Annotated in this window: 19 protein-coding genes; 13 read left to right on the plus strand and 6 right to left on the minus strand. The window is 68.2% G+C overall.

The genetic code is table 11. The features are described 5' to 3' along the window. The first annotated feature begins 80 nt into the window (after nucleotides 1-80). Genes DW298_RS17975 through DW298_RS17985 form a run of 3 tightly spaced genes read left to right on the plus strand, consistent with a single transcriptional unit; the run spans nucleotide 81 to nucleotide 1741 of the window. On the plus strand, nucleotides 81-725 hold the full coding sequence (locus DW298_RS17975) for a transglycosylase SLT domain-containing protein (protein WP_136043840.1): 645 nt from the start codon (nucleotides 81-83) through the stop codon (nucleotides 723-725). A 9-nt stretch (nucleotides 726-734) separates the two neighbouring features. Further along, entirely contained in the window at nucleotides 735-1022 is a 288-nt protein-coding gene (locus tag DW298_RS19685) for a hypothetical protein (RefSeq protein ID WP_136043841.1), read from the plus strand. 2 nt (nucleotides 1023-1024) lie between these two features. Continuing rightward, the gene (locus DW298_RS17985) at nucleotides 1025-1741 is read left to right on the plus strand and encodes an alpha/beta hydrolase (RefSeq protein WP_136044042.1); all 717 of its coding nucleotides are present in this window, start codon (nucleotides 1025-1027) and stop codon (nucleotides 1739-1741) included. A gap of 15 nt (nucleotides 1742-1756) precedes the next feature. Here DW298_RS17985 and DW298_RS17990 read toward each other — a convergent pair whose 3' ends face one another. Continuing rightward, nucleotides 1757-2818 carry an AI-2E family transporter gene (locus DW298_RS17990; RefSeq protein ID WP_136043842.1) on the minus strand — a complete coding sequence of 354 codons (1062 nt, stop codon included), beginning with the start codon at nucleotides 2816-2818 and terminating at the stop codon, nucleotides 1757-1759. A gap of 180 nt (nucleotides 2819-2998) precedes the next feature. Here DW298_RS17990 and DW298_RS17995 point away from each other — a divergent pair, with 180 nt between their 5' ends. Both DW298_RS17995 and DW298_RS18000 read left to right on the plus strand, forming a co-directional pair. Beyond that, entirely contained in the window at nucleotides 2999-4930 is a 1932-nt protein-coding gene (locus DW298_RS17995) for a glycosyl transferase (RefSeq protein WP_136043843.1), read from the plus strand. Next, entirely contained in the window at nucleotides 4927-5850 is a 924-nt protein-coding gene (locus tag DW298_RS18000) for a tetratricopeptide repeat protein (protein ID WP_136043844.1), read from the plus strand. Before DW298_RS17995 ends, DW298_RS18000 begins: the two co-directional genes overlap by 4 nt. A gap of 28 nt (nucleotides 5851-5878) precedes the next feature. On the opposite strand, the gene glgB is transcribed toward DW298_RS18000, so the two are convergent. From glgB to glgX, 3 genes are all read right to left on the minus strand, one after another. Further along, nucleotides 5879-8083, minus strand: coding sequence for a 1,4-alpha-glucan branching protein GlgB (glgB, locus tag DW298_RS18005; RefSeq protein ID WP_136043845.1), 2205 nt, complete (start codon nucleotides 8081-8083; stop codon nucleotides 5879-5881). After that, a complete protein-coding gene (locus DW298_RS18010) occupies nucleotides 8080-10152 on the minus strand; it encodes an alpha-1,4-glucan--maltose-1-phosphate maltosyltransferase (protein WP_240745188.1) in 2073 nt (690 codons plus the stop codon). Before DW298_RS18010 ends, glgB begins: the two co-directional genes overlap by 4 nt. A gap of 65 nt (nucleotides 10153-10217) precedes the next feature. Further along, nucleotides 10218-12290, minus strand: coding sequence for a glycogen debranching protein GlgX (glgX, locus tag DW298_RS18015; RefSeq protein ID WP_136043846.1), 2073 nt, complete (start codon nucleotides 12288-12290; stop codon nucleotides 10218-10220). A 100-nt stretch (nucleotides 12291-12390) separates the two neighbouring features. Between glgX and DW298_RS18020 the strand changes: the two genes are divergently transcribed. Genes DW298_RS18020 through DW298_RS18035 form a run of 4 tightly spaced genes read left to right on the plus strand, consistent with a single transcriptional unit; the run spans nucleotide 12391 to nucleotide 17510 of the window. Beyond that, on the plus strand, nucleotides 12391-13566 hold the full coding sequence (locus DW298_RS18020) for a cysteine desulfurase family protein (protein WP_136043847.1): 1176 nt from the start codon (nucleotides 12391-12393) through the stop codon (nucleotides 13564-13566). A gap of 9 nt (nucleotides 13567-13575) precedes the next feature. Beyond that, on the plus strand, nucleotides 13576-14703 hold the full coding sequence (gene mnmA, locus DW298_RS18025) for a tRNA 2-thiouridine(34) synthase MnmA (protein WP_136043848.1): 1128 nt from the start codon (nucleotides 13576-13578) through the stop codon (nucleotides 14701-14703). Between the two features lie 9 nt (nucleotides 14704-14712). After that, complete coding sequence (gene ligA, locus DW298_RS18030) at nucleotides 14713-17046, plus strand: NAD-dependent DNA ligase LigA (protein WP_136043849.1); 2334 nt, start codon at nucleotides 14713-14715, stop codon at nucleotides 17044-17046. Continuing rightward, nucleotides 17043-17510 (plus strand): hypothetical protein, encoded by a 468-nt coding sequence (locus DW298_RS18035; protein WP_136043850.1) that lies wholly within the window; start codon nucleotides 17043-17045, stop codon nucleotides 17508-17510. Before ligA ends, DW298_RS18035 begins: the two co-directional genes overlap by 4 nt. A gap of 23 nt (nucleotides 17511-17533) precedes the next feature. Here DW298_RS18035 and DW298_RS18040 read toward each other — a convergent pair whose 3' ends face one another. After that, entirely contained in the window at nucleotides 17534-19360 is a 1827-nt protein-coding gene (locus DW298_RS18040; protein WP_136044044.1) for a DEAD/DEAH box helicase, read from the minus strand. Between the two features lie 65 nt (nucleotides 19361-19425). Further along, complete coding sequence (locus tag DW298_RS18045) at nucleotides 19426-21126, minus strand: long-chain-fatty-acid--CoA ligase (RefSeq protein ID WP_136043851.1); 1701 nt, start codon at nucleotides 21124-21126, stop codon at nucleotides 19426-19428. A 67-nt stretch (nucleotides 21127-21193) separates the two neighbouring features. On the opposite strand from DW298_RS18045, the gene gatC reads away from it, so the two are divergent. From gatC to dinB, 4 genes are read left to right on the plus strand one after another with little or no spacing between them, the layout of a single operon-like run. After that, complete coding sequence (gatC, locus tag DW298_RS18050) at nucleotides 21194-21493, plus strand: Asp-tRNA(Asn)/Glu-tRNA(Gln) amidotransferase subunit GatC (RefSeq protein WP_029263463.1); 300 nt, start codon at nucleotides 21194-21196, stop codon at nucleotides 21491-21493. Further along, nucleotides 21490-23007, plus strand: a complete 1518-nt coding sequence (gatA, locus tag DW298_RS18055; protein WP_136043852.1) for an Asp-tRNA(Asn)/Glu-tRNA(Gln) amidotransferase subunit GatA — start codon at nucleotides 21490-21492, stop codon at nucleotides 23005-23007. Before gatC ends, gatA begins: the two co-directional genes overlap by 4 nt. Beyond that, nucleotides 23007-24521 carry an Asp-tRNA(Asn)/Glu-tRNA(Gln) amidotransferase subunit GatB gene (gatB, locus tag DW298_RS18060; protein WP_136043853.1) on the plus strand — a complete coding sequence of 505 codons (1515 nt, stop codon included), beginning with the start codon at nucleotides 23007-23009 and terminating at the stop codon, nucleotides 24519-24521. The genes gatA and gatB overlap by 1 nt, the downstream gene beginning before the upstream one ends. 47 nt (nucleotides 24522-24568) lie before the next feature. Then, nucleotides 24569-25825 carry a DNA polymerase IV gene (gene dinB, locus DW298_RS18065; protein WP_136043854.1) on the plus strand — a complete coding sequence of 419 codons (1257 nt, stop codon included), beginning with the start codon at nucleotides 24569-24571 and terminating at the stop codon, nucleotides 25823-25825. The last annotated feature ends 4 nt before the right edge of the window (nucleotides 25826-25829 follow it).

Genomic DNA, 25829 nt, shown 5'->3' on the forward strand with positions numbered 1-25829 from the left:
CCCAGGCGGCTTTGCGTAGACTGTCCTTCATCGTGAACTCCCGAAACGACATGAACCCCCAACGACGCGACCTTTCGCTGATGCCCGCAGCGAGGGTCGGATCCGCGCGCACGGGCTCTCGTCGAGGGGCCCGCCGACGCGGCGTGGTCAGCGTGGTCAGCGCTCTCGCCGTGGTCGGATTCGCGGGAGCACTCGTGGCACCGACCGGGGTCGCTCTGGCCGAACCCGTGCAGTCCGACACCCCGGATTCGGCTTATTCGCTGGCTCTCGCCGACACGCAGAACCTCACGGTCACCGTCAGCGGTGCTGCCATCACGCCGGTGGAGCGCGGCACGTTCGAGGTGTACGTGAAGCCGAAGCCCAAGCCGAAACCCAAGCCGGCAGCCACTGTCTCCACGGGCTCGCAGGGCGGATCCTCCGGAGGCTCTCTGCCTCCGTATTCGGGAGGTGGCGCTCCCGCGGACTGGATGGCCGCCGCCGGGATCGCGCAGAGCGATTGGCAGTACGTCGACTACATCGTGTCGCGCGAGAGCGGGTGGAACCCGAACGCGACGAACTCGTCCTCGGGCGCGTGCGGCCTGGTTCAAGCCCTTCCCTGCAGCAAGGTGCCCGGTAACGGCTACGACCCGGTGGACAACCTGCGCTGGGCAACCGGCTACGCCACGGGTCGTTACGGCAGCTGGGCCGGGGCCTACAGCTTCTGGACGAACAACCACTGGTGGTGAGCAGGAGCGATGCCTCGCTCACGCAGACGCCCTCCAGCGCGCCCGGAAGCCGACGACTCGTTCGAGCGGCTGCTCGCCGGATGGAAGCGCTCCGAGATCCGTCGCGGCAACGAATGGACCGTGCAGCCGGTTTCGTCCGCACAGGCCCAGAAGGACTACGTCTGCCCTGGTTGTGCGCAGCCGATCGTGGCGGGAACCGCACACCTGGTCGCTTGGCGGGCTGACGGCGTCCTCGGCGATGCCGCTGATCTCGCCGCGCGCCGACACTGGCACACACACTGTTGGAGGATCGCGTGAGCATGGAGATTCGAGGGCCGCTGGAGCTTCCCGCCGAGCGGGAGGACATCGAGCTGAAGACGGCGGACGGTCTCACGCTGGTCGGAGAGCTCGCCCTCCCGGAGAGCATGCCGCCCGTCGCGACGCTCGTCACCCTGCATCCGCTGCCGACAGCCGGCGGCTTCATGGACTCCCACATCATCCGCAAGGCGGCAGCCAGGCTTCCCGCACTGGCTGACCTGGCGGTCCTGAGGTTCAACACGCGAGGAACCACATCGCCCCGCGGCACGAGTGACGGCGCGTTCGACGGCGGTGCGGCCGAGCAGTTCGATGTCGCGGCGGCCATGGACTTCGTCCGTGCACGGGCGCTCCCGCGACCGTGGCTCCTCGGATGGTCTTTCGGCACCGAACTCGCGCTCAAGTACGGGCGCGACCATGACATCGCCGGTGTGATCCTCCTGTCTCCGCCGCTGCATCGGGCGACGGAAGCAGAGGTCGCCGCCTGGGCTGCCACCGATGTCCCCCTCGTCGTGCTGGTGCCGGAGCTGGACGACTACCTGCGGCCCGACGAGGCACGGGAACGCTTCGCTTCGATACCGCACGCGCAGCTGATCGCTGTCGAGGGCGGGAAGCATCTGTGGGTCGGTGAGACGCAGACGCGGCGCGTGCTCACCGAGATCGTGGCCGCGGTGAACCCGTCGGCGCTGCCCCTCGCCACGCACTGGCCGCTGGCGGACTGATCGAGGGCCGGACGCTCAGAGTTCGTTCATCCGCGGGATGAGCACCTGTCGATAGATGATCAGGATGCTCGCCGCCACCGGAATCGCGATGAGCGCACCCAGCAGACCGAGCAGGCTGCCACCTGCGAGGGCTGCGACGACGACCACTGCCCCGGGGACGGCGACTGCACGGCTCATGATGCGCGGCGAGATCACATACGCCTCGATCTGCATGTAGATGAGGTAGTAGATCGCCGCGGCGATCGCGATCCCTGGCGACCCGAGCCCGGGGATCAGACATACCAGGACGATGATCGTCGAGCCAGTCAGGGTCCCGACGAGCGGGATCAGCGAGAAGAAGAAGGCGATGATCGCGAGAACCGCGGGGAACGGCGCATCGATGATCGAGAGGTAGATCGCGCTGAGGACGCCGTTGATCACGCCCTGAGACACCTGCCCCATGACGTAATACCCCACCGAGTCGGTGATCTGTTCCGAAAGGTCGATGAAGCGGTCGCGTTTCGAGGACGGGGCGAGCTGGTACACGGCGCGCTTGAGCGACGGCGTCGAGGCGGTGAGATAGATCGTCAGGATGAGGATGATGAACGCGCCGAACAGCCCGCTGACAACGGCGCCGCTGGCGACGAGGACGCCCTGGCCGATGGACCCGCCGATCTCGGCGAGGTTCGTCGTCAGCCAGTCGGTGACGTAGGTGAAGACGACATCGACCTGCAGATTCGGGAAGGTGTCCTGCATCCACTCCTTGAGATCCGGGATCAGGTCCCCTCGCGAAAGGATGGCAGTGATCTGGGCGATCAGCTGGGAGATCTGATCCACGAGCACGGGAAGAATGATCAGCACGATCCCGCTGAAGATCGCGAGGACGGCGAGGATCGTCACCAGCACGGCCAGCCAGCGGGGGAGTCGACGGCGCTCGAGGAAGGACACGAGCGGATCGAGCCCCAGGCTCAGGAACAGCGCCGTGCCGACGTAGAGCAGGACGCTGGAGAGAGTCTCCACGCTGTTGATCAGGAGGATCCCCAGTCCCACGCCGAGCGTCGCCACGAGGGCGGTGCGGAACGGATTGTGGATCTTCATGCGACGACTCCTCGAAACGGCTGCAGCAAGGGTATCCAGACGCCGCGCAACGCCGCGCGCGACGTGCCGGTCCAGCCTGCACTGCACGTGTACGTGGGCAACACACAGCTGATTTCGCTAGTCTGAAATGTCGAGTGTTGCGTCGCGGGCAGATGCCGGTGATGCGTGAGGAGACTATTCGTGCGTTTCGTATGGGCCGTGGTGGCCTTCGTTCTTGCCGCCGTGCTGATCGGGGCGGGGATCGCCCAGCGCACCTTCGTGGGCCCCGACTCGCAGCAGACGCCCGTCGAGATCGAGGAGCCAGCGCCGTTCGTCCTCCTGGATGGAGACGTGCTCCGGACGAACCCGGGCGTTCAGACCCTGATCGTCCGCGGGCAGGGCGACATCTTCGGCAGCTACGGCAGGACCGCCGACATGGAGGCCTGGCTCGCAGACTCCGACTACAACCACGTCACGGTGGACGACGACGGCGGCTTCGCGGTCGAGCACGTGTCGGCGGCCGAGGATGCGGACGAGGCGGACGGCGGCGCAGGTGAGGAGGGCGAGGCGGCTACGGGCCGCGACCCCCGGGGATCCGACCTGTGGCTGGACTCCTTCGAGAAAGAGAACCGCCTCGTCGCCGACAACATGCAGCTCCCCGAGGGAACGAGCATGCTGGTCGCCTACGACGGCACGAAGGATGCTCCCGACGACATCGTCGTCTCCTGGCCGCTCGACACCTCGACCCCCCTGGCGGGGCCCCTCATGGTCGCCGGTGGCGTCGTCCTGCTGATCGGACTCGTCCTGTACGTGCTCGGGATCCGCCACCAGCGTCGTGGCCGTGGGCCGCGCCGCAAGGGCCCCGGCCCGCTTCCTGCGACCGAGCCGATCGACATCGCGGTGCTTCCTCCGGAGGAGCGCGCGGCGATCGAAGGCTCGGCGGAAACACCGACCTCCGCCGACCCGACGCCCTCCGCAGACACCGCGGATACCGAGATCGAAGAGGGGGAGATCGTGGACCCCAAGGAGAACGACTCGAAGACGTCGATGCGCGCGAAGACCCCCGCTCGTCGTCGCCGGCTGCTTGCGATTCCCGCGCTCGGGCTCACTGCTCTTCTCGCTGCCGGGTGTTCCGCAGACTCCTGGCCGCAGTTCGGCGATGCCTCTGCGTCGCCCTCCCCGAGCCCGACCGTCATCGCTCCGGACAACCAGAAGCCGCCGGCCGTGACCGAGTCCCAGGCGAAGCGAATCCTGAAGTCCGTATCCGACACGGTGGTGGAGGCAGACACCGCACTCGACCTCGACCTGGCGTCCACCCGTCTGGCCGGACCGGCTCTCGCTGCTCGCACGACCGAGTACGCGCTGCGGACCAAGCTCACGGACATGGCAGTTCCTGCGGCGATCCCGACTGACGATGTCGAGGTCGTGCTTCCGGAGGCGACCGACGCGTGGCCGAGGACCGTGCTCATGCTTGCGAAGACCAAGGGCGACGACACCGAGCCGCCCGTCGTGCTCACGATGACCCAGGCCGACCCGTGGTCGAACTACAAGGTCAGCAATATGGCCGAGATGTCCGCGGATGCGGTGTTCCCCGACGTCGCGGCCGCCTGGCTCGGTACGTCGCTCGTCCCATCGGACTCCGCGTTCCTCACGCTCCCTCCCGCCGAACTCGCCCCGGCGTTCGCCGATGTCGTCGACTCGGGGGAGAAGAGCGAGTTCTACGGCCTGTTCGATGATCTGGCGCTGAACCTCGCGACGTCGATCACCGACAGTCGGCAGGCCGTGGTCAAGGGTCTCGCCGACAAGGGCGCCTCCAAGACATCGAAGGCGGCATTCGACATGGCGCCGACGACGGACGAGCCCATCTCGATGACCACGCTCGACAGCGGTGCGATCGTCGCGGTCTCCTTGACCGATACCGAAACGGTGACGCCCGTGTCTTCCGACGTGGTGATCCGGTTCGGGGACAACGCTCAGGCGAAGGCGCTCACCGGTGCGACCGAGTCCGCGAAGGGCGTCGAGACGACTTATGAGTTCCAGCTGTTCTTCTCGGTCCCCGCTCAGGGGTCGACGGAGCAGATCCGGCTCCTGGCAGTCCACCAGGACCTCCTTTCCGTGAAGGTGATCAAGTGAGTGAAATCTCTCCGTCCGCGCTGCGCGGCGCGGTGGACCTGTCGACCCTCCGAAACCGGCCGGCGTCGCCGCCCGAGGGCGCTCCTGCTCCCGGCGTGGTCGATGTCGTCGTCGATGCGACCGACGAGACGTTCGGGCAGATCCTCGAACTCTCCCGCACGGTTCCCGTCGTCGTGGACCTGTGGGCCGAGTGGTGTGGACCGTGCAAGCAGCTGAGCCCGATCATCGAGAAGGTGACTCGTGAACTCGGCGGCCGGGTGCTGCTCGCCAAGGTCGATGTCGACGCGAATCCGCAGCTCGCGCAGAGCTTCCGCGCGCAGTCGATCCCGATGGTGGTCGCGTTGATCGCCGGCCAGCCGGTGCCGATGTTCACAGGCGCGGTGCCGGAGCAGCAGGTGCGCGAGGTCTTCGCCCAGCTTCTGCAGGTGGCCGCACAGAACGGCGTCACCGGATCGCTCTCGGTCGATGCGGATGCCGAAGCACCGGCGACCCCGGAGGAGCCGGAGCTGCCGCCGCTGCACGCCGAAGCGTTCGCTGCGATCGAGGCAGGCGACTACACAGCCGCGATCCGCGCGTACGAGAAGGCCCTCGCCGAGAACCCTCGCGATGAGGAGGCGATCGCGGGCCTCGGCCAGGTGCGTCTGCTCGACCGCGTGCAGGGACTCGATCTGCAGACGGCGCGCGCAGCGGCCGCGGAGGGACCGCTCGATGTTCAGGCGCAGTTCGATGTGGCCGACCTCGATCTTGCCGGCGGGCATGTCGAAGACGCTTTCGCGCGACTGCTCGACCTGTTCGCGCAGCTGCCGTCCGACCAGCGCACCCCTGTGCGGGAGCGCCTGATCGAATTGTTCGGCCTCATCGGGACGGGCGACCCGCGAGTCGTGGCCGCCCGGAACAGGCTTTCGTCGCTGCTGTTCTAGCCCTTGGAGGGTTCGGGGCGGGTCACCGTCATCCGTGACTGACGGTGGGTACGTGCGGGTCGGACTGGTGGCGTAGCCACAGCGTCGAAAGCGCGGGAAGCGTCATCGTCGCGGTGGGGGCGCCACCATCCTCGCCCGACGCGAAGACCATGCCCAGGTTTCCTGACCCTCGTCCGCCGTATTCGGCGGCATCGGTGTTGAGCACCTCCTGCCAGACGCCGTCCTGCGGAAGTGCGAGTCGATATCCCGCGCGCTCCACGCCGGCGAAGTTGCTCACGACGACCAGACGGCCTCCATGGGAATCCCGCCGCTCGAAGGCGATCACGTTCGGGTCCCAGCTGGGTGCACCGAGGCGGTGGAACGACGACCCATCGTTGTCGCGCGCCCAGAGAGGGGACTGGGACCTGTAGGCACGGTTCATCGCTCCGACGAAGTCCTGCAGCTGCGCGTGCGACGGCTGTTCGAGGAGCCACCAGTCCAGCTCACGCCCTTCCGACCACTCGGCGAGCTGACCGAATTCCTGCCCCATGAACAGGAGCTTCTTGCCGGGGTGTCCCCACATGTAGGCGAGGTAGGCGCGGACGTTGGCGAGCTTGTGCCAATGGTCGCCGGGCATCTTCGCCATCAGGCTGCCCTTCCCGTGCACGACTTCGTCGTGGCTGATCGGCAGCAGATAGTTCTCCCCGAATGCGTACACGAACGAGAACGTCATCTCGCCCTCGTGGTGCGCCCGGTACATCGGGTCGCGGGAGATGTACTGGAGCGAGTCGTTCATCCAACCCATGTTCCACTTGAACCCGAATCCCAGCCCCGCGTGATCCGTGGGTGCCGTCACCCCGGGGAAGCTGGTCGACTCTTCGGCGATCATCATGATGCCGGGGTGCAGGCGGTACGCCGTGGCGTTCACCTCCTGCAGGAACCGGATCGCCTCGAGGTTCTCGCGACCGCCGTGGATGTTCGGTTCCCATTCGCCGGCTTCGCGGGAGTAGTCGAGGTAGAGCATCGAGGCGACGGCGTCGACGCGCAGGCCGTCCACGTGGAACTCCCTGAACCAGTACAGCGCGTTGGCGACGAGGAATCCCCGCACCTCAGGACGGCCGTAATCGAAGATGAGCGTGCCCCAGTCCTGGTGCTCGCCGCGACGCGGGTCCGGGTGCTCGTAGAGCGGCTGGCCGTCGAAGCGGGCGAGTGCGAAGGCGTCCTTGGGGAAGTGCCCGGGAACCCAGTCCATGATCACGCCGATACCGGCCTGGTGCAGCTTGTCGATCAGGTACCGCAGATCATCCGGGGTGCCGAACCGGCTCGTGGGCGCGTAGTACCCGCTGACCTGGTAGCCCCAGGAGCCTCCGAACGGGTGCTCCGCCAGGGGCATGAACTCCACATGGGTGAATCCGGCATCCGTGACGTGCTGGATCAGCGGCTCGGCGATGTCCCGGTATCCGAGTCCCTCGCGCCAGGAGCCGACGTGGATCTCGTAGACCGACAGCGGCTGCGCGACAGCGTGTGTCGCGGCGCGCCGGGTCATCCATGCGCCGTCCGCCCACTCGTACGAGGATGAGGTCACGACCGATGCCGTGTCCGGCGGCACCTCGGCGGCGAGAGCCATCGGGTCGGCCTTGAGGATCCAGGCGCCCTCGCGGGTGCGGAGCTGATACTTGTACCGCGTGCCCAGCGGGAGATCGGGGATGAAGAGCTCCCAGACCCCGCTCACGCCCATCGAGCGCATGGCATGGGCTTCGCCGTTCCAGTCGTTGTGATCTCCCACGACGCGCACGGAGGTGGCGTTGGTCGCCCAGACGGCGAACGAGACGCCCTGTTCGCCCCCCAGGGTGCGCGGGTGCGCCCCGAGCACCTCCCAGAGGCGTTCGTGGCGGCCCTCTGCGATCAGATGGAGATCGAGGTCTCCGAGGGTCGGGTGGTGTCGGTACGGATCTCCGGACAGAGTCTCGTCGTGGTCCGCGTATCGCGTGGCGACGCGATAGGGGAGCGGGGGACCGACATGCTGCGCCTCCCAGATGCCGTGCGCGACATGGACGAGCTCGAGCCGATTGCCGTCGCCGAAGACCGCGGCCACGCTGCTGGCCAGGGGCCGTCGGACGCGGATGACCGTCACCGTGCGATCGGCCGCATCCTTGCGGGGATGCGCGCCGAGAACGGCATGCGGATCGTGGTGCGTGGCCGAGGAGATGGCCTCCCACTCGGTGGACGCCGTGACATCTTCTGCGTAGCTCATGCTCGCTCCCTCACCTTCAGGATGTGCACCGGCTCGGCGAAGGCGTCGAGTCGCACGTAGTTGTGGTCGCTCCAGGTCCAGACGGCGCCGGTGAGCAGGTCTTCGACCTCGAACGACTCGCCGAGCGGAACGCCCCACTGGGTACTGTCGAGATGCACGGTCGTCTCGCGGACCGAGTGCGGGTCCACGTTCGCGACCACGATGATGGTGTCCGCGTGGCCCGTGCCGGTGAACGGGGCGGCCAGGTGCTTGCTGTAGACGAGGACGGCATCGTCATCGCTCCAGTGCGCCCGGAAGTTCCTGAGCTGACGGAGTGCCGGGTGGGCGGTGCGGATCTCGTTGAGCCGTCGAAGCAGGGGAGCGAGGGATTCTCCGCGAGCCTCGGCGCCCGACCAATCTCGGAACTTGTACTCGTACTTCTCGTTGTCGATGTTCTCCTCGGAGCCGGGCCGCGCCACGTTCTCGAAGAGCTCGTAACCGGCATACACCCCGTACACCGGACCAGCGGTGGCGGCGATGCAGGCACGGATGCGGTAAGCCGCACGACCGCCGAACTGCAGGTACTCGGTCAGGATGTCGTGCGTGTTCACGAAGAGGTTGGGCCGCATGTAGTCGGACGTCTCCTGCGACACGGAGGTGAGGAACTCCTCCAGTTCGCTCTTGGTGTTCCGCCAGGTGAAGTAGCTGTAGCTCTGCTGGAACCCGACGGCGGCCAGGGCACGCATGACTGCCGGACGGGTGAAAGCCTCGGCGAGGAAGATCACATCCGGGTCCACGGTGTTGACCTCACGGATCAACCACTCCCAGAACTGCAGCGGCTTGGTGTGGGGGTTGTCGACCCGGAAGATCTTCACCCCCTGGGCCACCCAGTGCTGCACGACGCGCAGCATCTCGGCCGCGATGCCGTCGGGGTCGTTGTCGAAGTTGAGGGGGTAGATGTCCTGGTACTTCTTCGGCGGGTTCTCCGCGTACGCGATCGTCCCGTCGGGGAGGGTCGTGAACCACTCCGGGTGCGCGCTCACCCAGGGATGATCCGGGGAGGCTTGGAGTGCGAGGTCGAGGGCGACCTCGAGGCCCACCCCGTGCGCCGCCCGGACGAAGGAGCGGAAGTCGGCGGCCGAACCCAGGTCGGGGTGGATGGCATCGTGGCCGCCCTCGGCGGAGCCGATCGCATACGGCGAGCCGGGGTCACCCGACTCGGCGGTGAGGGTGTTGTTGCGTCCCTTGCGGTTGGTGGTTCCGATCGGATGGATCGGAACCAGGTAGACCACGTCGAAACCCATCGCGGCGACCTCCGGCAGGCGTTTGGCCGCCGTGCGGAACGTCCCACTCTTCACCGTGCCGTCCTTGAGCCGCTTCGCCCCCTCCGATCGGGGGAAGAACTCGTACCAGGCACCGACGCCCGCAGCATGACGTTCGACGTTGAGTGTTTGTCGCTCCGTCGCGGAACGCAGGGTCACCAGGGGGCGGGCGCGGAAGAGGTCGGCCAATCCGGGATCCGTGGAAAGCGCGAGCGCCGTCGCACCGTCCCCGCCCTCCAGCGACTCCGCATCCGCGAGCAGACGCTTTCGCTGCGCGGCGGGACGCTCCTTCTCGGCAGCGGCTCTCGCGAGCAGCTCTGCTCCGAGCGCAGCCATCACCGGCACGTCGACCCCGGCCGCGACCTTCAGCTCCGTGGCATGGGCCCAGGTCGCGAAGTCGTCCGAGAAGGCCTCGAACCGATAGCGCCATGCGCCCTGCTCATCGAGCGCGATCTCGGCCGACCATCGGTCCGTGCCGTCGTTCCGGGCGGTCAACCGGTGGAGGCTCTCCTCGCCGGACGGCGACGTGAGGCGGACGTGCACGCCGATGATGTCGTGCCCCTCGCGGAACGAGACCACGCTGAACGGGACGACCTCGCCCACGAATGCCTTGGGCGCGAAGCCGCCGGGAACCGCCGGACTGGGATCGAGCAGGGGGATCCGCGTGGTGCGGAGGGAGCCCGGAACATCTGCGTCGACGAAGACGCGCGTCGGGATCTGAGCGGGGCTCCGGAGAGCCGAGGACCGGGTACCAGCGCGTGCAGCCACATCCCGAATGTACCGCGCGGACGTGGTCGCGGGTAGCGCGCCGCGTGGTGCGTCGGGAGCGGGGCTCATTCGACGCGGAACAGCCTCATGGACGTTCCGGACACCGGCAGCACATCGCCGGGTGCGAAGACCTCCTCCTCATCGGAGGGCCGCTCCTGAGCGCTCGACCACAGGGACACGAAGCGGGTCGCGCCTTCGATCTCCTCGGGGAGACGCACGTCGATCGGCGCCTCCGTCCCGTGCACGATGAGCAGGATGCGGTTGTACGCCTCGGTGTCGGGTGTGGACGCGGCGACGTACTGCAGCGTCCTGTTCCCGGGGTCTGCCCACTGCCCCTGCTCCATCGTCTCGCCGTTCTGGTCGTACCAGTCCATGACCGAGGCGTTGGGGATGTGCTCGCCGAGCCGTGCATAGCGACTCGGGCGGAGCGCGGGGTTCTCCTGCCGCAACCGGATCAGGTGGGAGACATGCGCACGCAGGTCCTCCTGCCAGGGCTCGAACTCCCAGGCGAGCCAGGTGAGAGCGGAATCCTGAGCGTAGGCGTTGTTGTTGCCGCGCTGGGTGCGGCCGACCTCGTCGCCGGCGGTGAGCATCGGGATGCCGGCGGAGAGCAGCAGAGTCCCGAGCAGGTTGCGCATGGCCTTGCGACGTGCGGCGAGAATCGTCGGGTCGTCCGTCGGCCCCTCGATCCCGTGGTTGAACGCACGGTTGGTGTCAGCGCCGTCGCGGTTCTGCTCGCCGTTGGCCTCGTTGTGCTTGACGTCGTACGAGACGAGGTCATGCAGGGTGAAGCCGTCGTGGGCGGTGACGAAGTTCACGCTGGCGAGCGGACCCCGATCTTCGCTGAAGGTGTTCGAGGAACCGGCGAGACGCGTCGCGAACCCCCCGATGCCCACCGGTGCCGACGCACGGCGTGCATAGTCGATGTCGCTCAGCCAGAAGTTGCGCACGCGGTCGCGGTAGCGATCGTTCCACTCGTGCCACCCCGAGGGGAAGTTCCCCGTCTGCCACCCGCCGAGGCCCACATCCCACGGCTCGGCGATGAACTTCGTGTCCGCGAGGATCGGATCGTCGGCGATAGCGGTCAGAAGCGGATGCTCCGGTGTGTACGCGTGGGACTCGTCCCGTGCGATCGCGGTGGCGAGGTCGAAGCGGAAACCGTCGATCTGCATCTCCTGCGCCCAGTAGCGGAGCGAGTCGAGTACGAGTCTGGCCCCGGCGTCGGTCGCGGTGTTCAGCGTATTGCCGCACCCGGTGGTGTCGACGTAGACGCCGGCCTCGTCCTGACGGTAGTAGACGGCGTTGTCGATGCCGCGCAGGCTCGAACGGGGTCCGCCGATGCCCTCTTCCGAGGTGTGGTTGTAGACGACGTCGAGGATCACTTCGAGGCCGGCCTCGTGCAGCAGCCGCACCATCCCCTTGAATTCCGCGAGCACGGCCTCCGGGCCTTCCTTGCGCGCGTCCTCCGTCGCATAGGCGGTGTGCGGAGTGAAGAAGTTCAGGGTGTTGTAGCCCCAGTAATTGGTGAGCCCGCGTTCGAGCAACCGCGGCTCCGGCACGAAGGCGTGCACGGGGAGGAGCTCGATGGAGGTGATGCCCAGCGAGTGGAAGTACTCGATCATCGCGGGATGCGCGAGGCCGGCATACGTGCCGTGCAGTGCAGGAGGGACATCGGGGTGCCGCTTGGTGAGTCCCTTGAGATGTCCCTCGTAGATCACGGTGCGGTCGAGGGGGATACGCGGCTTCTGGGAGTCGCCCCAGTCGAATCCGTCGACGATCACGACGGAACGCCACTCCTCGTACCCGTCGCCCTGGGCGAGACCGCGCGCATACGGGTCGAGCAGGAGCGTCTCCGGGTTGAAGGTGTTTCCGGGGCCGTGAGGGCCGCCGACACGGATGGCGTAGCGGACGCCCGGCTGCAGGAGTTCCGTCGTGACCTCCCAGACACCTCCGGCCAGTCGCTCGAGCGGGACCTCGTCGGTCGCCCAGTCCAGGTCGGTGGCATCGAACACGACCAGCTCGATCGACGAGGCGTTCTGGGACCAGACGCGCAGGGTGCCGACGCCGTCGTGCAGACGGACGCCGAGGTTGTCGAGGGTGGTGCCGCCGGGCACGGTGAGGTCTCGGGACGCGGGCATGAGTACACACTAGGCGCGATGTGTTGCAGTCTCATGTCAGGGCGTACCGGGTTCCATGGCCGCAGACCCGGCAGGGCGCGTTTCGCGAGAGAATCGAAGGATGCGGCACTATCTCGATCATGCGGCGACCACGCCTCTGCGCCCCGAAGCGCGCGACGCCTGGCTGGCCGCCACGGAGACCGTCGGCAACGCGTCGTCCACGCACGGCGCCGGCCAGGACGCCCGCCGACTGCTCGAGGAATCCCGCGAGCGCGTCGCCGCGAGCCTCGATGCCGACCCGATCGAGATCGTGTTCACCTCGGGGGGCACCGAGTCGATCAATCTCGCGCTGCAGGGCCTGTGGCGGTCTCGCCCCGAGGGCACATCGGCGATCGTGATGCCCGAAGCCGAGCACCACGCCACGATGGACACCGTGGCCGCACTCGTGGAGGATGGCGCCGAACTGCGCCGGGTGCCGGTGACCGACCGCGCGCGTATCGAGCCGGAGCAGTTCGCGTTGCAGCTTCCGGAGGCGGCTCTCGCCACGGCGCTCGTCGCCAACAATGAGGCCGGTACGATCAACGACGCCGCAGCGCTGTCCGCCGCTGCCGCCACGGCCGAAGTGGCGCTCCACCTCGATGCGGTCGCTGCGCTCGGACATGTACCGCTGTCGTTCCGTGGGCTGCGTGGGGGTGCGGCCGGGGGAGTCGGCCTCGTGGCCATGAGCCTCGCCGGGCACAAGATCGCGGCTCCCGTCGGCGTCGGGGTGCTCGTCACGGCGCGTACCGCGCGCATGACGGCCCTCCTGCGCGGCGGCGCGCAGCAACGAGGGCTTCGCGCCGGAACCCAGGACGTCGCCGGGGCCGCGGCGTTCGCCACCGCGCTCGAGCTCGCCGAAGTCGAGCGGGTCGAGGAGGCCGCACGACTCCGCGCACTGCGCGACCGTCTGGTCTCCGGGATCCGCGCCGCAGTTCCAGCTGCGGAACTCCTGGGTGACCCGGTCGATCGTCTGCCGGGCAACGCGCATCTGCTCTTCCCCGGCGCGGTGGGGGAGAGCCTGCTCTTCCTCCTCGACGTCGCCGGGGTCGCGGCGTCGACCGGATCGGCGTGTCAGGCGGGCGTCGCCGAACCGTCGCACGTCGTGATGTCGATGGGGCGGAGCGAACGCGATGCGCGCAGTGTTCTCCGGTTCTCGCTCGGGCGCACCTCGACCGACGCCGATGTCGACGCAGTTCTCGCCGCGATCGCCGACGCGTACACGCGGGCATCCGGCGCCGGTACAGGCACACGCTCGTAGACTGTTCTCATGCGGATCCTTGCGGCGATGAGCGGCGGCGTCGACTCCGCCGTCGCGGCAGCCAGAGCCGTGGAGGCGGGGCACGACGTCGTCGGTGTGCACCTGGCACTCTCCAGAGCCGGCGGAACGCTCCGCACGGGCAGTCGCGGATGCTGCACCATCGAAGATGCCCTCGACGCGCGGCGAGCTGCCGATCTGCTCGGCATCCCGTTCTATGTGTGGGACTTCTCGGAGCGATTCCGCGATGACGTGATCGACGACTTCATCGCCGAGTATCAGGCGGGGCGCACCCCCAACCCCTGCATGCGGTGCAACGAGAAGATCAAGTTCGCGGCCCTCCTGGAACGCGCGATCGAGCTCGGCTTCGACGCCGTGTGCACCGGGCACTACGCCACGCTCGTGGACGGTGCCGACGGACTGGAGCTGCATCGTGCCTCCGACAATGCCAAGGATCAGTCCTACGTCCTGGGCGTGCTGACCGCGGAGCAGCTCGCGCACACCTACTTCCCGCTCGGGTCCACACCCTCGAAGGCGATCGTGCGCGCCGAGGCCGCAGCACGCGGCCTGACCGTCGCCCAGAAGCCGGACAGCCATGACATCTGCTTCATCCCCGACGGCGACACCCGTGGATGGCTTGCCGAGAAGGTCGGCACCGCCACGGGCGAGATCGTCGATCGCAGTGGAGAGGTCGTCGGATCGCACGAGGGGGCGCATGCGTTCACGGTGGGTCAGCGACGTGGCCTCAAGCTGGGTGTCCCCGCGGCGGACGGCAAGCCTCGCTTCGTGCTCGAGGTCAGACCGGTGTCGAACACCGTCGTGGTCGGGCCCAAGGAAGCCCTGGCGATCGCGGAGGTCGCGGGGGAGCGGTTCAGCTGGGCCGGTGCCGCACCGACGAAGTCATCGTTCGATTGTCACGTGCAGATCCGCGCGCACTCCGAGCCGGTTGCCGCGCGTGCGGTGGTCTCGGACGACGGGGTACGGGTGACACCGGAGATCCCGCTCGACGGTGTCGCGCCGGGGCAGACCGCCGTGCTCTACGTCGGCACGCGGGTGCTCGGGCAGTTCACCATCGACACCACGGTCTCGGCGGTTCCCGTCGGCGCGTTAGGCGCTTCCGGTGTCGGTGCCCGCTCGTAGACTGGCGGAGTGCCGGAGAACATCTCGCTGGAAGACGCCCGAACCGAAGCCGACGAGCTGACGGCTCGCATCCTCGAGGCCAAGGAGGCCTACTACGGTCGCGACACCTCGGTCGTCGACGACTTCACCTACGACGGATGGATGCATCGGCTCGAGGAGCTGGAGCGGCTGCACCCCGAGTTGCAGGGGCAGGACTCGCCCACGCAGATGGTCGGAGCCGCCGAGGCGACCGGTCTCGCGACGATCGAGCACGCCGAGCGCATGCTCAGCCTCGACAACGTCTTCTCCGTCGACGAGCTGCGGGAGTGGGCCGCGAAGACCAGGGCCGCCGCCGGGCGCGAGGTCGCGTGGCTCACCGAGCTGAAGATCGACGGGCTCGCGATAAACCTCCGCTATGAGAACGGCGTCCTCACCTCTGCGGCGACTCGCGGCGACGGTCGTGTCGGCGAGATCGTGACGGAGAACGCGCTTCGGCTGCCCGAGATCCCGCAGCGTCTGAGCGGCGAGGGCCATCCGTCGATCGTCGAGGTGCGCGGCGAGGTGTTCATCCCCGTCGCGGCGTTCGAGCGCCTCAACGCCGCGCAGGCCGCCTTCCGCGACCGCGCATACGCCGATGCTCTCGCGCGCTGGGAGGCCCGAGGTGGGGCCAAGAAGGCGTTCGACGAGGAGAAGGCGCAGACGGCGGCCGCCAGGCGCTTCCCGTCGTTCGCGAATCCGCGCAATGCCGCCAGCGGGGGGCTCCGCCAACAGATCGACAAGAAGAACGGTCTCGAACTCGAGGCCGGGCTCCTGCGCATCGAGTCGCTCGCGCTCTACGTGCACGGCATCGGCGCGTGGACGAACCCTCCCGTCGCCGCGCAGAGCGAGGTGTACGACCTGCTCTCCGAGTGGGGCCTGCCCACGAGCCCGCACACGAAGGTCTGCCACACCGTCGACGAGGTCGTCGCGTTCGTCGAGCACTTCGGTGAGCACCGTCACGACATCGAGCATGAGCTCGACGGCATCGTGGTCAAGGTCGACGAGCTCGAGCTGCACGACGAGCTCGGCGCGACGAGTCGAGCCCCGCGCTGGGCCATCGCCTACAAGTACCCGCCGGAAGAGGTCCAGACCAAGCTCCTCGACATCGTCGTGTCGGTCGGACGCACCGGGCGCGCCACGCCGTTCGCCGTCATGGCGCCCGCGCACGTCGCCGGTTCCGTGGTCCGACAGGCGACCTTGCACAACAAGGACGTCGTCAAGGCCAAGGGCGTTCTGATCGGCGACACCGTTGTACTGCGCAAGGCCGGCGACGTGATCCCCGAGGTTCTCGGCCCTGTCGTCGAGAAGCGCGACGGCAGCGAGCGGGAGTTCGTGATGCCCGTGGAATGCCCGGAGTGCGGCACCCCGCTGCGCGCGATGAAAGAGGGCGACATCGACCTCCGGTGCCCGAATGCGCGTTCGTGCCCTGCTCAGGTCCGCGGCCGCGTCGAGCACATCGGCTCCCGCGGTGCCCTCGACGTGGAAGCGCTGGGCGAGGTGACGGCTGCCGCGCTCACGCAGCCGACCTCACCTGCCGTTCCCCCGCTCGAGACCGAGGCAGGGCTGTTCGCGTTGACGCTCGAAGAGCTCGTACCCATCGAGCTCTTCGTGCGAGATTCCGAGACCGGGCTCCCGAAGGAGGATGAGGACGGCATCGTCAAGACTCGCGCACCCTTCCGACGCAACCCCACCGCTGCCGAGAAGAAGTCAGGACTCGAGGGTCCCCAGCCGTCGTCTCAGGCGCTCACGCTGCTCGCCGAGCTCGAGAAGGCGAAGACCAAAGACCTGTGGCGGCTGCTGGTCTCGCTGAACATCCGCCACGTCGGCCCCGTCGCCGCGCGGGCGCTCGCGCAGTGGTTCGGCTCCCTCGACGCGATCCGTGCGGCATCGCGCGACGAGCTCGCCGCCGTCGAGGGCGTGGGCGGCATCATCGCCGACTCGCTGCTCGCCTGGTTCGAGGTCGACTGGCACCAGGAGATCGTGCGGCAGTGGGCCGACGCAGGGGTGCAGTGGTCGACTCCGGGGCACCCCGGACCGGGTGCGGCAGTCGCGGCGGGGGGCGTGCTCGAAGGACTCACGGTGGTCGCCACTGGATCGCTCGATGGCTACACCCGCGACGGTGCGCAGGAGGCGATCATCAACGCGGGCGGCAAGGCTGCGTCCAGTGTGTCGAAGAAGACCGACTTCGTCGCCGCCGGGCCGGGAGCGGGGTCGAAGCTCGCGAAGGCCGAGGAGCTCGGCATCCGGATCCTCGACGCGGCTCAGTTCCACATCCTCGTGACGGAGGGGCCGGCGGGGCTCCCGCCCGTGAGCGACGGTTCGTGAAGCGCTACGGACCACTGATCGTCGTCCCGGATGCTCTGGCTGTCGGCGACCCCGGGCGGCACCACCTTCGACTCACACCCGACGCCGTCATCATCCGTGAGGGCATCGAGAACCGTGGCATCGTGCCGTGGGATGGGCTGGAGGAGATCGCTCTCGACGTGCCGACGACACGGTTCCGGTTGCCCGGTCTGGTGAGCACTCTGCTGCTCGGTGCGCTGACAGCGTCGATGCTCAGCGATCCCGGCATCGATCCCGACGATGGGGCGGTGACACTCACGGTGGATGGGGAGGCCACCACGCTCCCGCTGAGCCGCCATCACGTCGGCGGATACTGGCAGCCGACGGTGGCGGGGGCGCATCGACTGATCGCTCACCTCATCGCGAACCCGGAACAACGAGCGTTGTTGGCTCACCCCGAGCCCCTGATAGACGTCGCGGCGCAACTCGCGCGCGGAACGGAATAGTCCGAACCGCGCGCGATGCGGCGTCAGCTCTTGTGGCGGGGCTTGCGGAACGGCTTTTCGTCGCGGCTGTCGCGAGCCGGACGGTCGTCGCGGTCGCGACGCTCGAACCGGTCTCCCGCATCGCGGCCACCCTCACGAGGGCCGTTGCGGCGGGCACCGGCGGGGCCGCGGTCGGGCTTGATCTCAATCAGTCGGCCCGAGATCCGAGTGTCGCGGAGCTTCTCCAGGACGGCCGGGCTCATGTTCGCCGGAAGTTCGACGACCGAGAAATCGGGGCGGATGTTGATCGCACCGAAGTCGTCACGGCCGAGGCCGCCTTCGTTCGCGAGGGCACCGACGATCTGGCGGGGCTCGACGCGGTGCCGGCGACCCACCTCGATCCGGTAGGCCGTGTAGTCGCCACGACCCCGACGCTCGCGCGGCTCGCGGGACTCACGCGTGTCCCGGCCCGTGCGCTCGCGCGGGGGACGATTGTCGGCTTCGACAGCCTTCGTCAGCGGGTCGTTGGCCGGATCGAGGAGCAGAGGCTTGTCGCCCTGAGCCACCACGGCGAGAGCTGCTGCCACGTCGGCCTCGGGAACGTCGTGGTGACGGACGTAGTGGGCGACGATGTCGCGGAAGGCATCGATGCGGCCGGTCTCGGACAGCGCGGTGGTGATCGCGTCGTCGAAGCGGTTCAGACGCGTGGTGTTCACGTCTTCGGTGCTGGGCAGCTGCATCTGAGCGGGCTGCTGACGCGTGGCCTTCTCGATGTGCTTCAGCAGGTAGCGCTCGCGCGGGGTGATGAAGCTGATCGCGTCGCCCGAACGTCCGGCGCGTCCGGTGCGTCCGATGCGGTGCACGTACGACTCGGTGTCGGTCGGGATGTCGAAGTTGACGACGTGGCTGATGCGCTCGACGTCCAGACCGCGGGCGGCCACATCGGTCGCGACGAGGATGTCCAGCTTGCCGTCCTTGAGCTGGTTGACACTGCGCTCACGCTGCACCTGGGGCACGTCGCCGTTGATGGCAGCTGCGGAGTATCCGCGGGCGCGCAGCTTCTCGGCCAGCGTCTCGGTCTCGTTCTTGGTGCGGACGAACACGATCATCCCGTCGAAGTTCTCGACTTCGAGGATGCGGGTGAGGGCGTCGACCTTCTGCGCATACGACACCACGAGGTAGCGCTGCGTGATGTTCGTGCCGGTCGCGGTCTTGGACTTGATGCTGATCTCTTCCGGGTCGCGCAGGTACTTCTGCGCGAGGCGGCGGATCTGCGGCGGCATGGTCGCCGAGAACAGAGCGACCTGCTTCTCCTCGGGGGTCTGCGCGAGGATCTGCTCCACGTCCTCCGCGAAGCCCATCTTCAGCATCTCGTCGGCTTCGTCGAGCACGAGGTACTGAAGCTGCGACAGGTCGAGCGTGCCCTTGGCGAGGTGGTCCATGATGCGCCCGGGAGTTCCGACGATGACGTGGACGCCGCGGCGCAGAGCCGACAGCTGCACGCCGTAGCCCTGTCCGCCGTAGACGGGGAGGACGTGGACGCCCTTCATCTTGGAGGCGTACGACTCGAATGCCTCGCACACCTGGAGCGCGAGCTCACGGGTGGGAGCGAGCACGAGAGCCTGCGGGGTCTTCTGCGAGACGTCGAGGCGCTCGAGCACGGGGAGTGCGAACGCCGCGGTCTTGCCGGTCCCGGTCTGCGCCATGCCGACGACGTCGCGGCCGGCGAGGAGCGTGGGGATGGTCGCCGCCTGGATGGGCGATGGGGTCTCGTAGCCGAGGTCTTTGATGGCTTTGAGGACGGGCCCGGTGATGCCGAGCTCCTCGAATCCGGGGGTCGCGGGGGAGTCCTCGGGGGCGTCGGTCAGCACTGCATCTTCAGGGGTCACTTCCCAAGGGTAGCGCGCCGCGGCGCCGGGTGCCTGTGAAGGCGGCCTCAGGCGCCCGTGTTCAGCGCGACCAGCTTCTCCTTCACTTGGCGTCGGAGCACCTTGCCGATCAGTGACTTCGGAAGCTCGTCGACCACGAACACGCGTCGCGGGACCTTGTACGGAGTGAGGATGCTGCGGGCGAAGTCACGGATCGCCTCCACGTCGACATCGGTGTCGGCATCGACCACGATGGCCGCGACGACCTCTTCGCCGGAGTGCTCGCTCGGCAGGCCGACCACAGCGGCGTCGGCGACCTGCGGGTGCTGACGCAGCGCGTTCTCGACCTCGGTGGGGGCCACGTTGAAGCCGCCGGTGATGATGAGCTCCTTGATGCGATCGACGATGCGCACGAAACCGGCGTCGTCGATCGTGACGATGTCGCCCGTGCGGTACCACCCGTCGACGAAGGCGGCTTCGGTCTCCTCGGGCTTGCCGTAGTATCCCGAGAACACCTGCGGCCCGCGGACGACGAGCTCTCCGGCTGAGCCCGCCGGCACGTCTTCGCTCGGGTTCTCCGGATCCACCACGCGGCATTCGGTCCCGGGCAGGGGGAGCCCGACGGTCCCGGGTACGCGGTTGTCCGCGACCGGATTCGCCATCAGCACCGGCGAGCACTCGCTGAGCCCGTAGCCCTCGACGAGGTAGCCGTGGGTGGCTTCCTCGAACGGCACGACCAGCTCGTGCGGCAGTGCCATGGCTCCGGAGATCGCGACCTCGATGCCGTCGAGGGACACACCCTTGTTCTTCGCCGCGGCGAGGAGGCGGTCCGCGATGGGCGGCACGAGCGGCAGGAACGTCGCGGGGTGCTTCTTGACGACGTCGAGCACCAGGTCCGGGTCGAACTTGGGGAACAGCACGAGTCTGGCGCCCATCGACATCGCGAAGGTCAAGCACAGCGTGAGCCCGTATGCGTGGAACATGGGCAGGACCGCATAGACGACGCATCCGTTGCCGCGTCGGATCGAGGGCACCCAGGCCTGCGCCTGTGCGGCGTTGGCCAGCAGGTTGCGGTGCGTGAGCGCGGCACCCTTCGGCGTTCCCGTGGTGCCGGAGGTGTACTGGATGATCGCGAGATCGTCGGTGCGCGGCGCTGGATGCGAGGCGGGAATCGGCTCCGAGGTCAGGAGGGAATCCCACGCGACGGTGCCGCGCACCTTCTCGGTGAGCGCCGCACGCGATTCGCGGGCCTTGGCGACGGGGAGCCGGAGGGCGAACCGGGTGAGGAACGGCATGGCACGCGTCACGTCGACGGAGACGAGGTTGGTGACGGCCAGATCCGCCGGGAACTCCTGCACTGTCGAGACGACCTTGTTCCACACGATCGCGTGCTTCGCGCCGTGGTCCTCGAACTGCTTCCGCAGCTCGCGCGGCGTGTAGAGCGGATTGTGCTCGACGACGACGGCACCGAGACGGAGCACGGCGTAGAACGCGACGATGTGCTGAGGGCAGTTCGGCAGCACGATGGCGACCGGGTCGCCGGCGCGGACCCCGAGGTCGCGAAGGCCTGCTGCGGCGCGGTCGATCGCCGCCTGGAGCTCGGCATAGGTCGTCTCGCGGCCGAAGAACTGGAGGGCGGGTGCCTCCGGATAGTCGCGCGCGGAAGCTGCGACGATGTCGACGAGCGATCCGTCGACGGGAGACAAGTCTTCCGGGACACCTGCTGCATAGCTGGCGGTCCACGGGCGAGGGGGCAGGAACGTGCTCACCCGCCCAGCATATGTCGCGTGGCTCGCGGGGCGGAGGAGTTCGGAGCGCGCCAACTAGACTGGGGGAGTGTCTGAAATCACCCCTGAACTCGTGCGCCATCTCGGTGTGCTCGCACGCATCCAGCTGAACGACGACGAGGTGTCGCGGCTCACGGGCCAGCTCGACGCGATCGTCGACAACATCGCGAAGGTCTCGGAGGTCGCGACCGACGATGTCGTCGCGACGAGCCACCCGATCCCGCTGAGCAATGTCTTCCGGCCCGACGTGGTCGGGCAGACGCTCACGCACGAGCAGGTGCTCCAGAACGCCCCGGATGCCGCCGACGGCCGCTTCCGCGTCACCGCGATCCTGGGAGAAGAGCAGTGAGCGACATCATCCGGCTGAACGCGGCGGATCTCGCCGCCAAGCTCGCTTCCCTCGAGGTGTCGAGTGTCGAGGCGACGCAGGCTCACCTCGATCGCATCGCCGCCGTCGATGGCGACGTGCACGCCTTCCTGCACGTCAACGCGGCGGCCCTCGAGGCTGCTGCCGCGATCGATGCCCGACGCGCCGCAGGGGAGGACCTCGGCCCGCTCGCCGGCGTGCCGCTCGCGATCAAGGACGTGCTCGTCACGACCGACCAGCCGACCACCAGCGGCTCGCGCATCCTGGAGGGCTACCGTTCTCCGTACGACGCCACGGTCGTCGCGCGTTCGCGTGCCGCGGGACTCATCCCGCTCGGCAAGACCAACATGGACGAGTTCGCCATGGGTTCGTCAACCGAGCACTCGGCGTACGGCCCCACTCGCAACCCCTGGGACCTCGACCGGATCCCCGGCGGCTCCGGCGGCGGTTCGGCTGCGGCCGTCGCGGCCTTCGAAGCGCCCCTCGCGCTCGGCTCCGACACCGGCGGCTCGATCCGTCAGCCTGCCCACGTCACCGGCACGGTGGGTGTGAAGCCGACCTACGGCGGCGTGAGCCGCTACGGCGCGATCGCTCTCGCCTCCAGCCTCGACCAGGTCGGACCCGTCTCCCGGACGGTCCTCGACTCCGGTCTGTTGCACGACGCCATCGGCGGCCACGACCCGAAGGACTCCACGTCCTTGCGTGATGCCTGGCCGTCGTTCGCCGAAGCCGCCCGTGAGGGCGCACGGGGCGACGTGCTCAAGGGACTCAAGGTCGGCGTGATCCGTGAGCTGCCGGACAGTGGCTTCCAGCCTGGTGTCGCGGCCTCGTTCCGCAGCGCTCTCGCTCTCATGGAAGCGCAGGGGGCCGAGATCGTCGAGATCGGCGCTCCGCACTTCGAGTACGGAGTTGCCGCCTACTACCTGATCCTTCCCGCCGAGGCATCGAGTAACCTGGCGAAGTTCGACTCGGTGCGGTTCGGTCTGCGGGTGACGCCCGACGGCAACCCCACGGTCGAGGACGTCATGTCCGCGACCCGCGACGCCGGCTTCGGCGACGAGGTCAAGCGCCGCATCATCCTCGGCACCTACGCGCTGTCGGCCGGTTACTACGACGCGTACTACGGCAGCGCGCAGAAGGTCCGCACGCTCATCCAGCAGGACTTCGCGAACGCGTTCGCCGAGGTCGACGTGATCGCCACGCCCTCGGCCCCGACCACGGCGTTCAAGCTCGGTGAGAAGATCGACGACCCGCTGCAGATGTATCTCAACGACATCACGACGATCCCGGTGAACCTCGCGGGCGTCCCGGGTATCTCCATCCCGAGCGGTCTGGCGGACGACGACGGCCTGCCCGTCGGCATCCAGTTCATCGCTCCGGCACGCGAGGACGCCCGCCTCTACAAGGTCGGTGCCGCGCTCGAGACGCTGCTCGTCGACTCGTGGGGTGCGCCGCTGCTCACCCGCGCACCCCAGCTCGCAGGAGGGAACCGCTGATGGCCGCTGCCAAGCTCATGGACTTCGACAAGGCACTCGATCTGTTCGAGCCGGTCCTCGGATTCGAGGTGCACGTCGAGCTCAACACGAACACGAAGATGTTCTCCGACGCGCCGAACCCGGCCAACGAGGCATATCACGCCGCCGAGCCGAACACGCTGATCGCGCCGGTCGACCTCGGCCTGCCCGGATCGCTGCCGGTCGTCAACGAGACCGCGATCCGCTCGTCGATCAGCCTGGGCCTCGCTCTCGGTTGCTCGATCGCGGAGTCGAGCCGGTTCGCCCGGAAGAACTACTTCTACCCCGACCTGGGCAAGAACTACCAGATCTCGCAGTACGACGAGCCGATCGCGTACGACGGGTCGGTCGAGGTCGAGCTCGAGGACGGGACGCTCATCACCATCCCGATCGAACGCGCGCACATGGAGGAGGACGCCGGCAAACTCACCCACATGGGTGGAGCGACCGGACGCATCCAGGGCGCCGAGTACTCGCTGGTCGACTACAACCGCGCGGGAGTGCCGCTCGTCGAGATCGTGACGAACATCATCTATGGCACCGAGCACCGCGCACCCGAGGTCGCCAAGGCGTACGTGCAGGCGATCCGCGACATCGTCCGCGGACTGGGCATCTCCGAGGCTCGGCTCGAGCGCGGCAACCTGCGCTGCGACGCGAACGTCTCGCTGCGTCCGCGGGGTACGGACAAGCTCGGCACCCGCACCGAGACGAAGAACGTCAACTCGATGCGCTCCGTCGAGCGGGCCGTGAAGTACGAGATCCAGCGGCAGGCGCAGATCCTCGCCGACGGTGGAACGATCACGCAGGAGACGCGGCACTGGCACGAGGACACCGGCACCACCTCGCCGGGTCGTCCGAAGTCGGATGCGGACGACTACCGGTACTTCCCCGAGCCGGACCTGCTGCCCGTCGAGCCGGCCGCCGAACTGATCGAGGAACTGCGCGCGGCTCTCCCTGAGCAGCCGGTCGCCCGTCGTCGCCGTCTGATGACCGAGTGGGGCTTCACCGACTTGGAGTTTCAGGACGTCCGCAACGGCGGACTGCTCGAGGTCGTCGAGGCGACGATCGCGGCCGGCGCGACGCCGGCCACCGCACGCAAGTGGTGGACGGGGGAGATCTCTCGGCTCGCGAACGCGCAGGAGAAGGACGCCACCGAGCTGATCAGCCCGGAGAACGTCGCCGCTCTGCAGCAGCTCGTCGACGCGGGGACGCTCACCGACAAGCTTGCGCGTCAGGTTCTCGAGGGTGTCATCGCCGGCGAGGGCACGCCGCAGGAGGTCGTCGACGCTCGCGGGCTCGCCGTGGTGTCGGACGATGGCGCATTGATCGCGGCGATCGACGAGGCACTGGCGGCGCAGCCTGACGTGATGGCGAAGATCAAGGACGGCAAGGTGCAGGCGGCCGGCGCCGTGATCGGAGCCGTCATGAAGGCGATGAAGGGTCAGGCGGACGCCGCCCGCGTCCGCGAACTCATCCTCGAGCGCGCTGCCCAGTAGCGCGTGCCCCCGGGCCTTCTGTCGGAGGCCCGGGGGAGAATGGTCGTATGGGACACGGTGACGGCAGGGGGCGGATCGTCTCCGCAGCCGACGCTGACGACACCGGAACGCGTATTCTCCACGTCGACATGGACGCGTTCTACGCGGCCGTCGAGGTTCTCGACGACCCCGGCCTGCGTGGGCTTCCTCTGATCATCGGTGCACCGGACGGCCGCTCGGTCGTCTCGAGCGCCTCGTACGAGGCCCGCCGTTACGGCGTCCGTGCGGCGATGCCCGTATCGCAGGCACTCCGACTGTGCCCATCGGCCCGTATCGTGCCTCCTCATTTCCACCGTTATCAGGAGGTCTCGAGGCAGGTGATGGCGATCTTCGAGTCGTTCACACCGCTCGTGGAGCCGCTGTCGGTCGACGAGGCTTTCCTCGACGTGCAGGGCGTGCGCCGACTCTGGGGGAGTCCCGCTCGAATCGCTGAACTCATCCGGGAACGGGTCCTCGACGAGGTCGGAATCACCTGCAGCGTGGGTGTCGCTGCCACCAAGCACGTCGCCAAGATGGCCTCGACGGTCTCCAAGCCCGACGGCATGCTCGTCGTCGCGGCGCACGACACGCTCGACTTCCTCGCGCCGCGACCGGTCCGTGCGATGTGGGGCGTCGGCCCGAAGGCCGCAGAGGCGCTGGAGGCGCGAGGCATTCGGACGGTACAGGATGTCCGTGATGCTCCACGCGAGATGATCGAACGCGCTGTGGGTCCAGCCCTGAGTGACCGACTCGCGCAGCTCGCGATGGGACAGGACGCCCGAGCCGTCGACACCGAGCGCGTGGAGAAGAGCATCGGTCATGAAGAGACGTTCGAGACGGACATCCTCGACCGCGCGTTCCTCCGTGCCGAGCTGCTCCGCCTCGCAGACCGGGTGGCGGCCCGGCTCCGTCGCGCACAGTGGAAGACGTCGACTGTAGCCATCAAGATCCGGTTCGACGACTTCCGAACGCTGAGCCGATCCCAGACACTGAGCGAGCCCACGGCCGTCGGCCAGCGGATCGGCGAGGCCGCCCAGACGCTGTTCGAGCAGATCGACCGCCGGGATCCGGTGCGACTCGTGGGCGTCCGTGCCGAGAACCTGCGCCCGGCCGGTGGCGGTGGTTTGGGACTCTGGGACGACGACGAGGATTGGCGCAAGGTCGAAGGTGCCGTCGACGAGGCCGTCGCGCGCTTCGGCACGGCGACGATCAGCCGTGCACGGCACATCGGTCGCGCAGGCGGCCGAGGTGCCGCGCAGCATCCGAAGGCGCACGGCCTGGATTGATCTC

It is taken from the genome of Microbacterium sp. A20, assembly GCF_004794515.1.
In the GTDB taxonomy this organism is placed as follows: Bacteria; Actinomycetota; Actinomycetes; order Actinomycetales; family Microbacteriaceae; genus Microbacterium.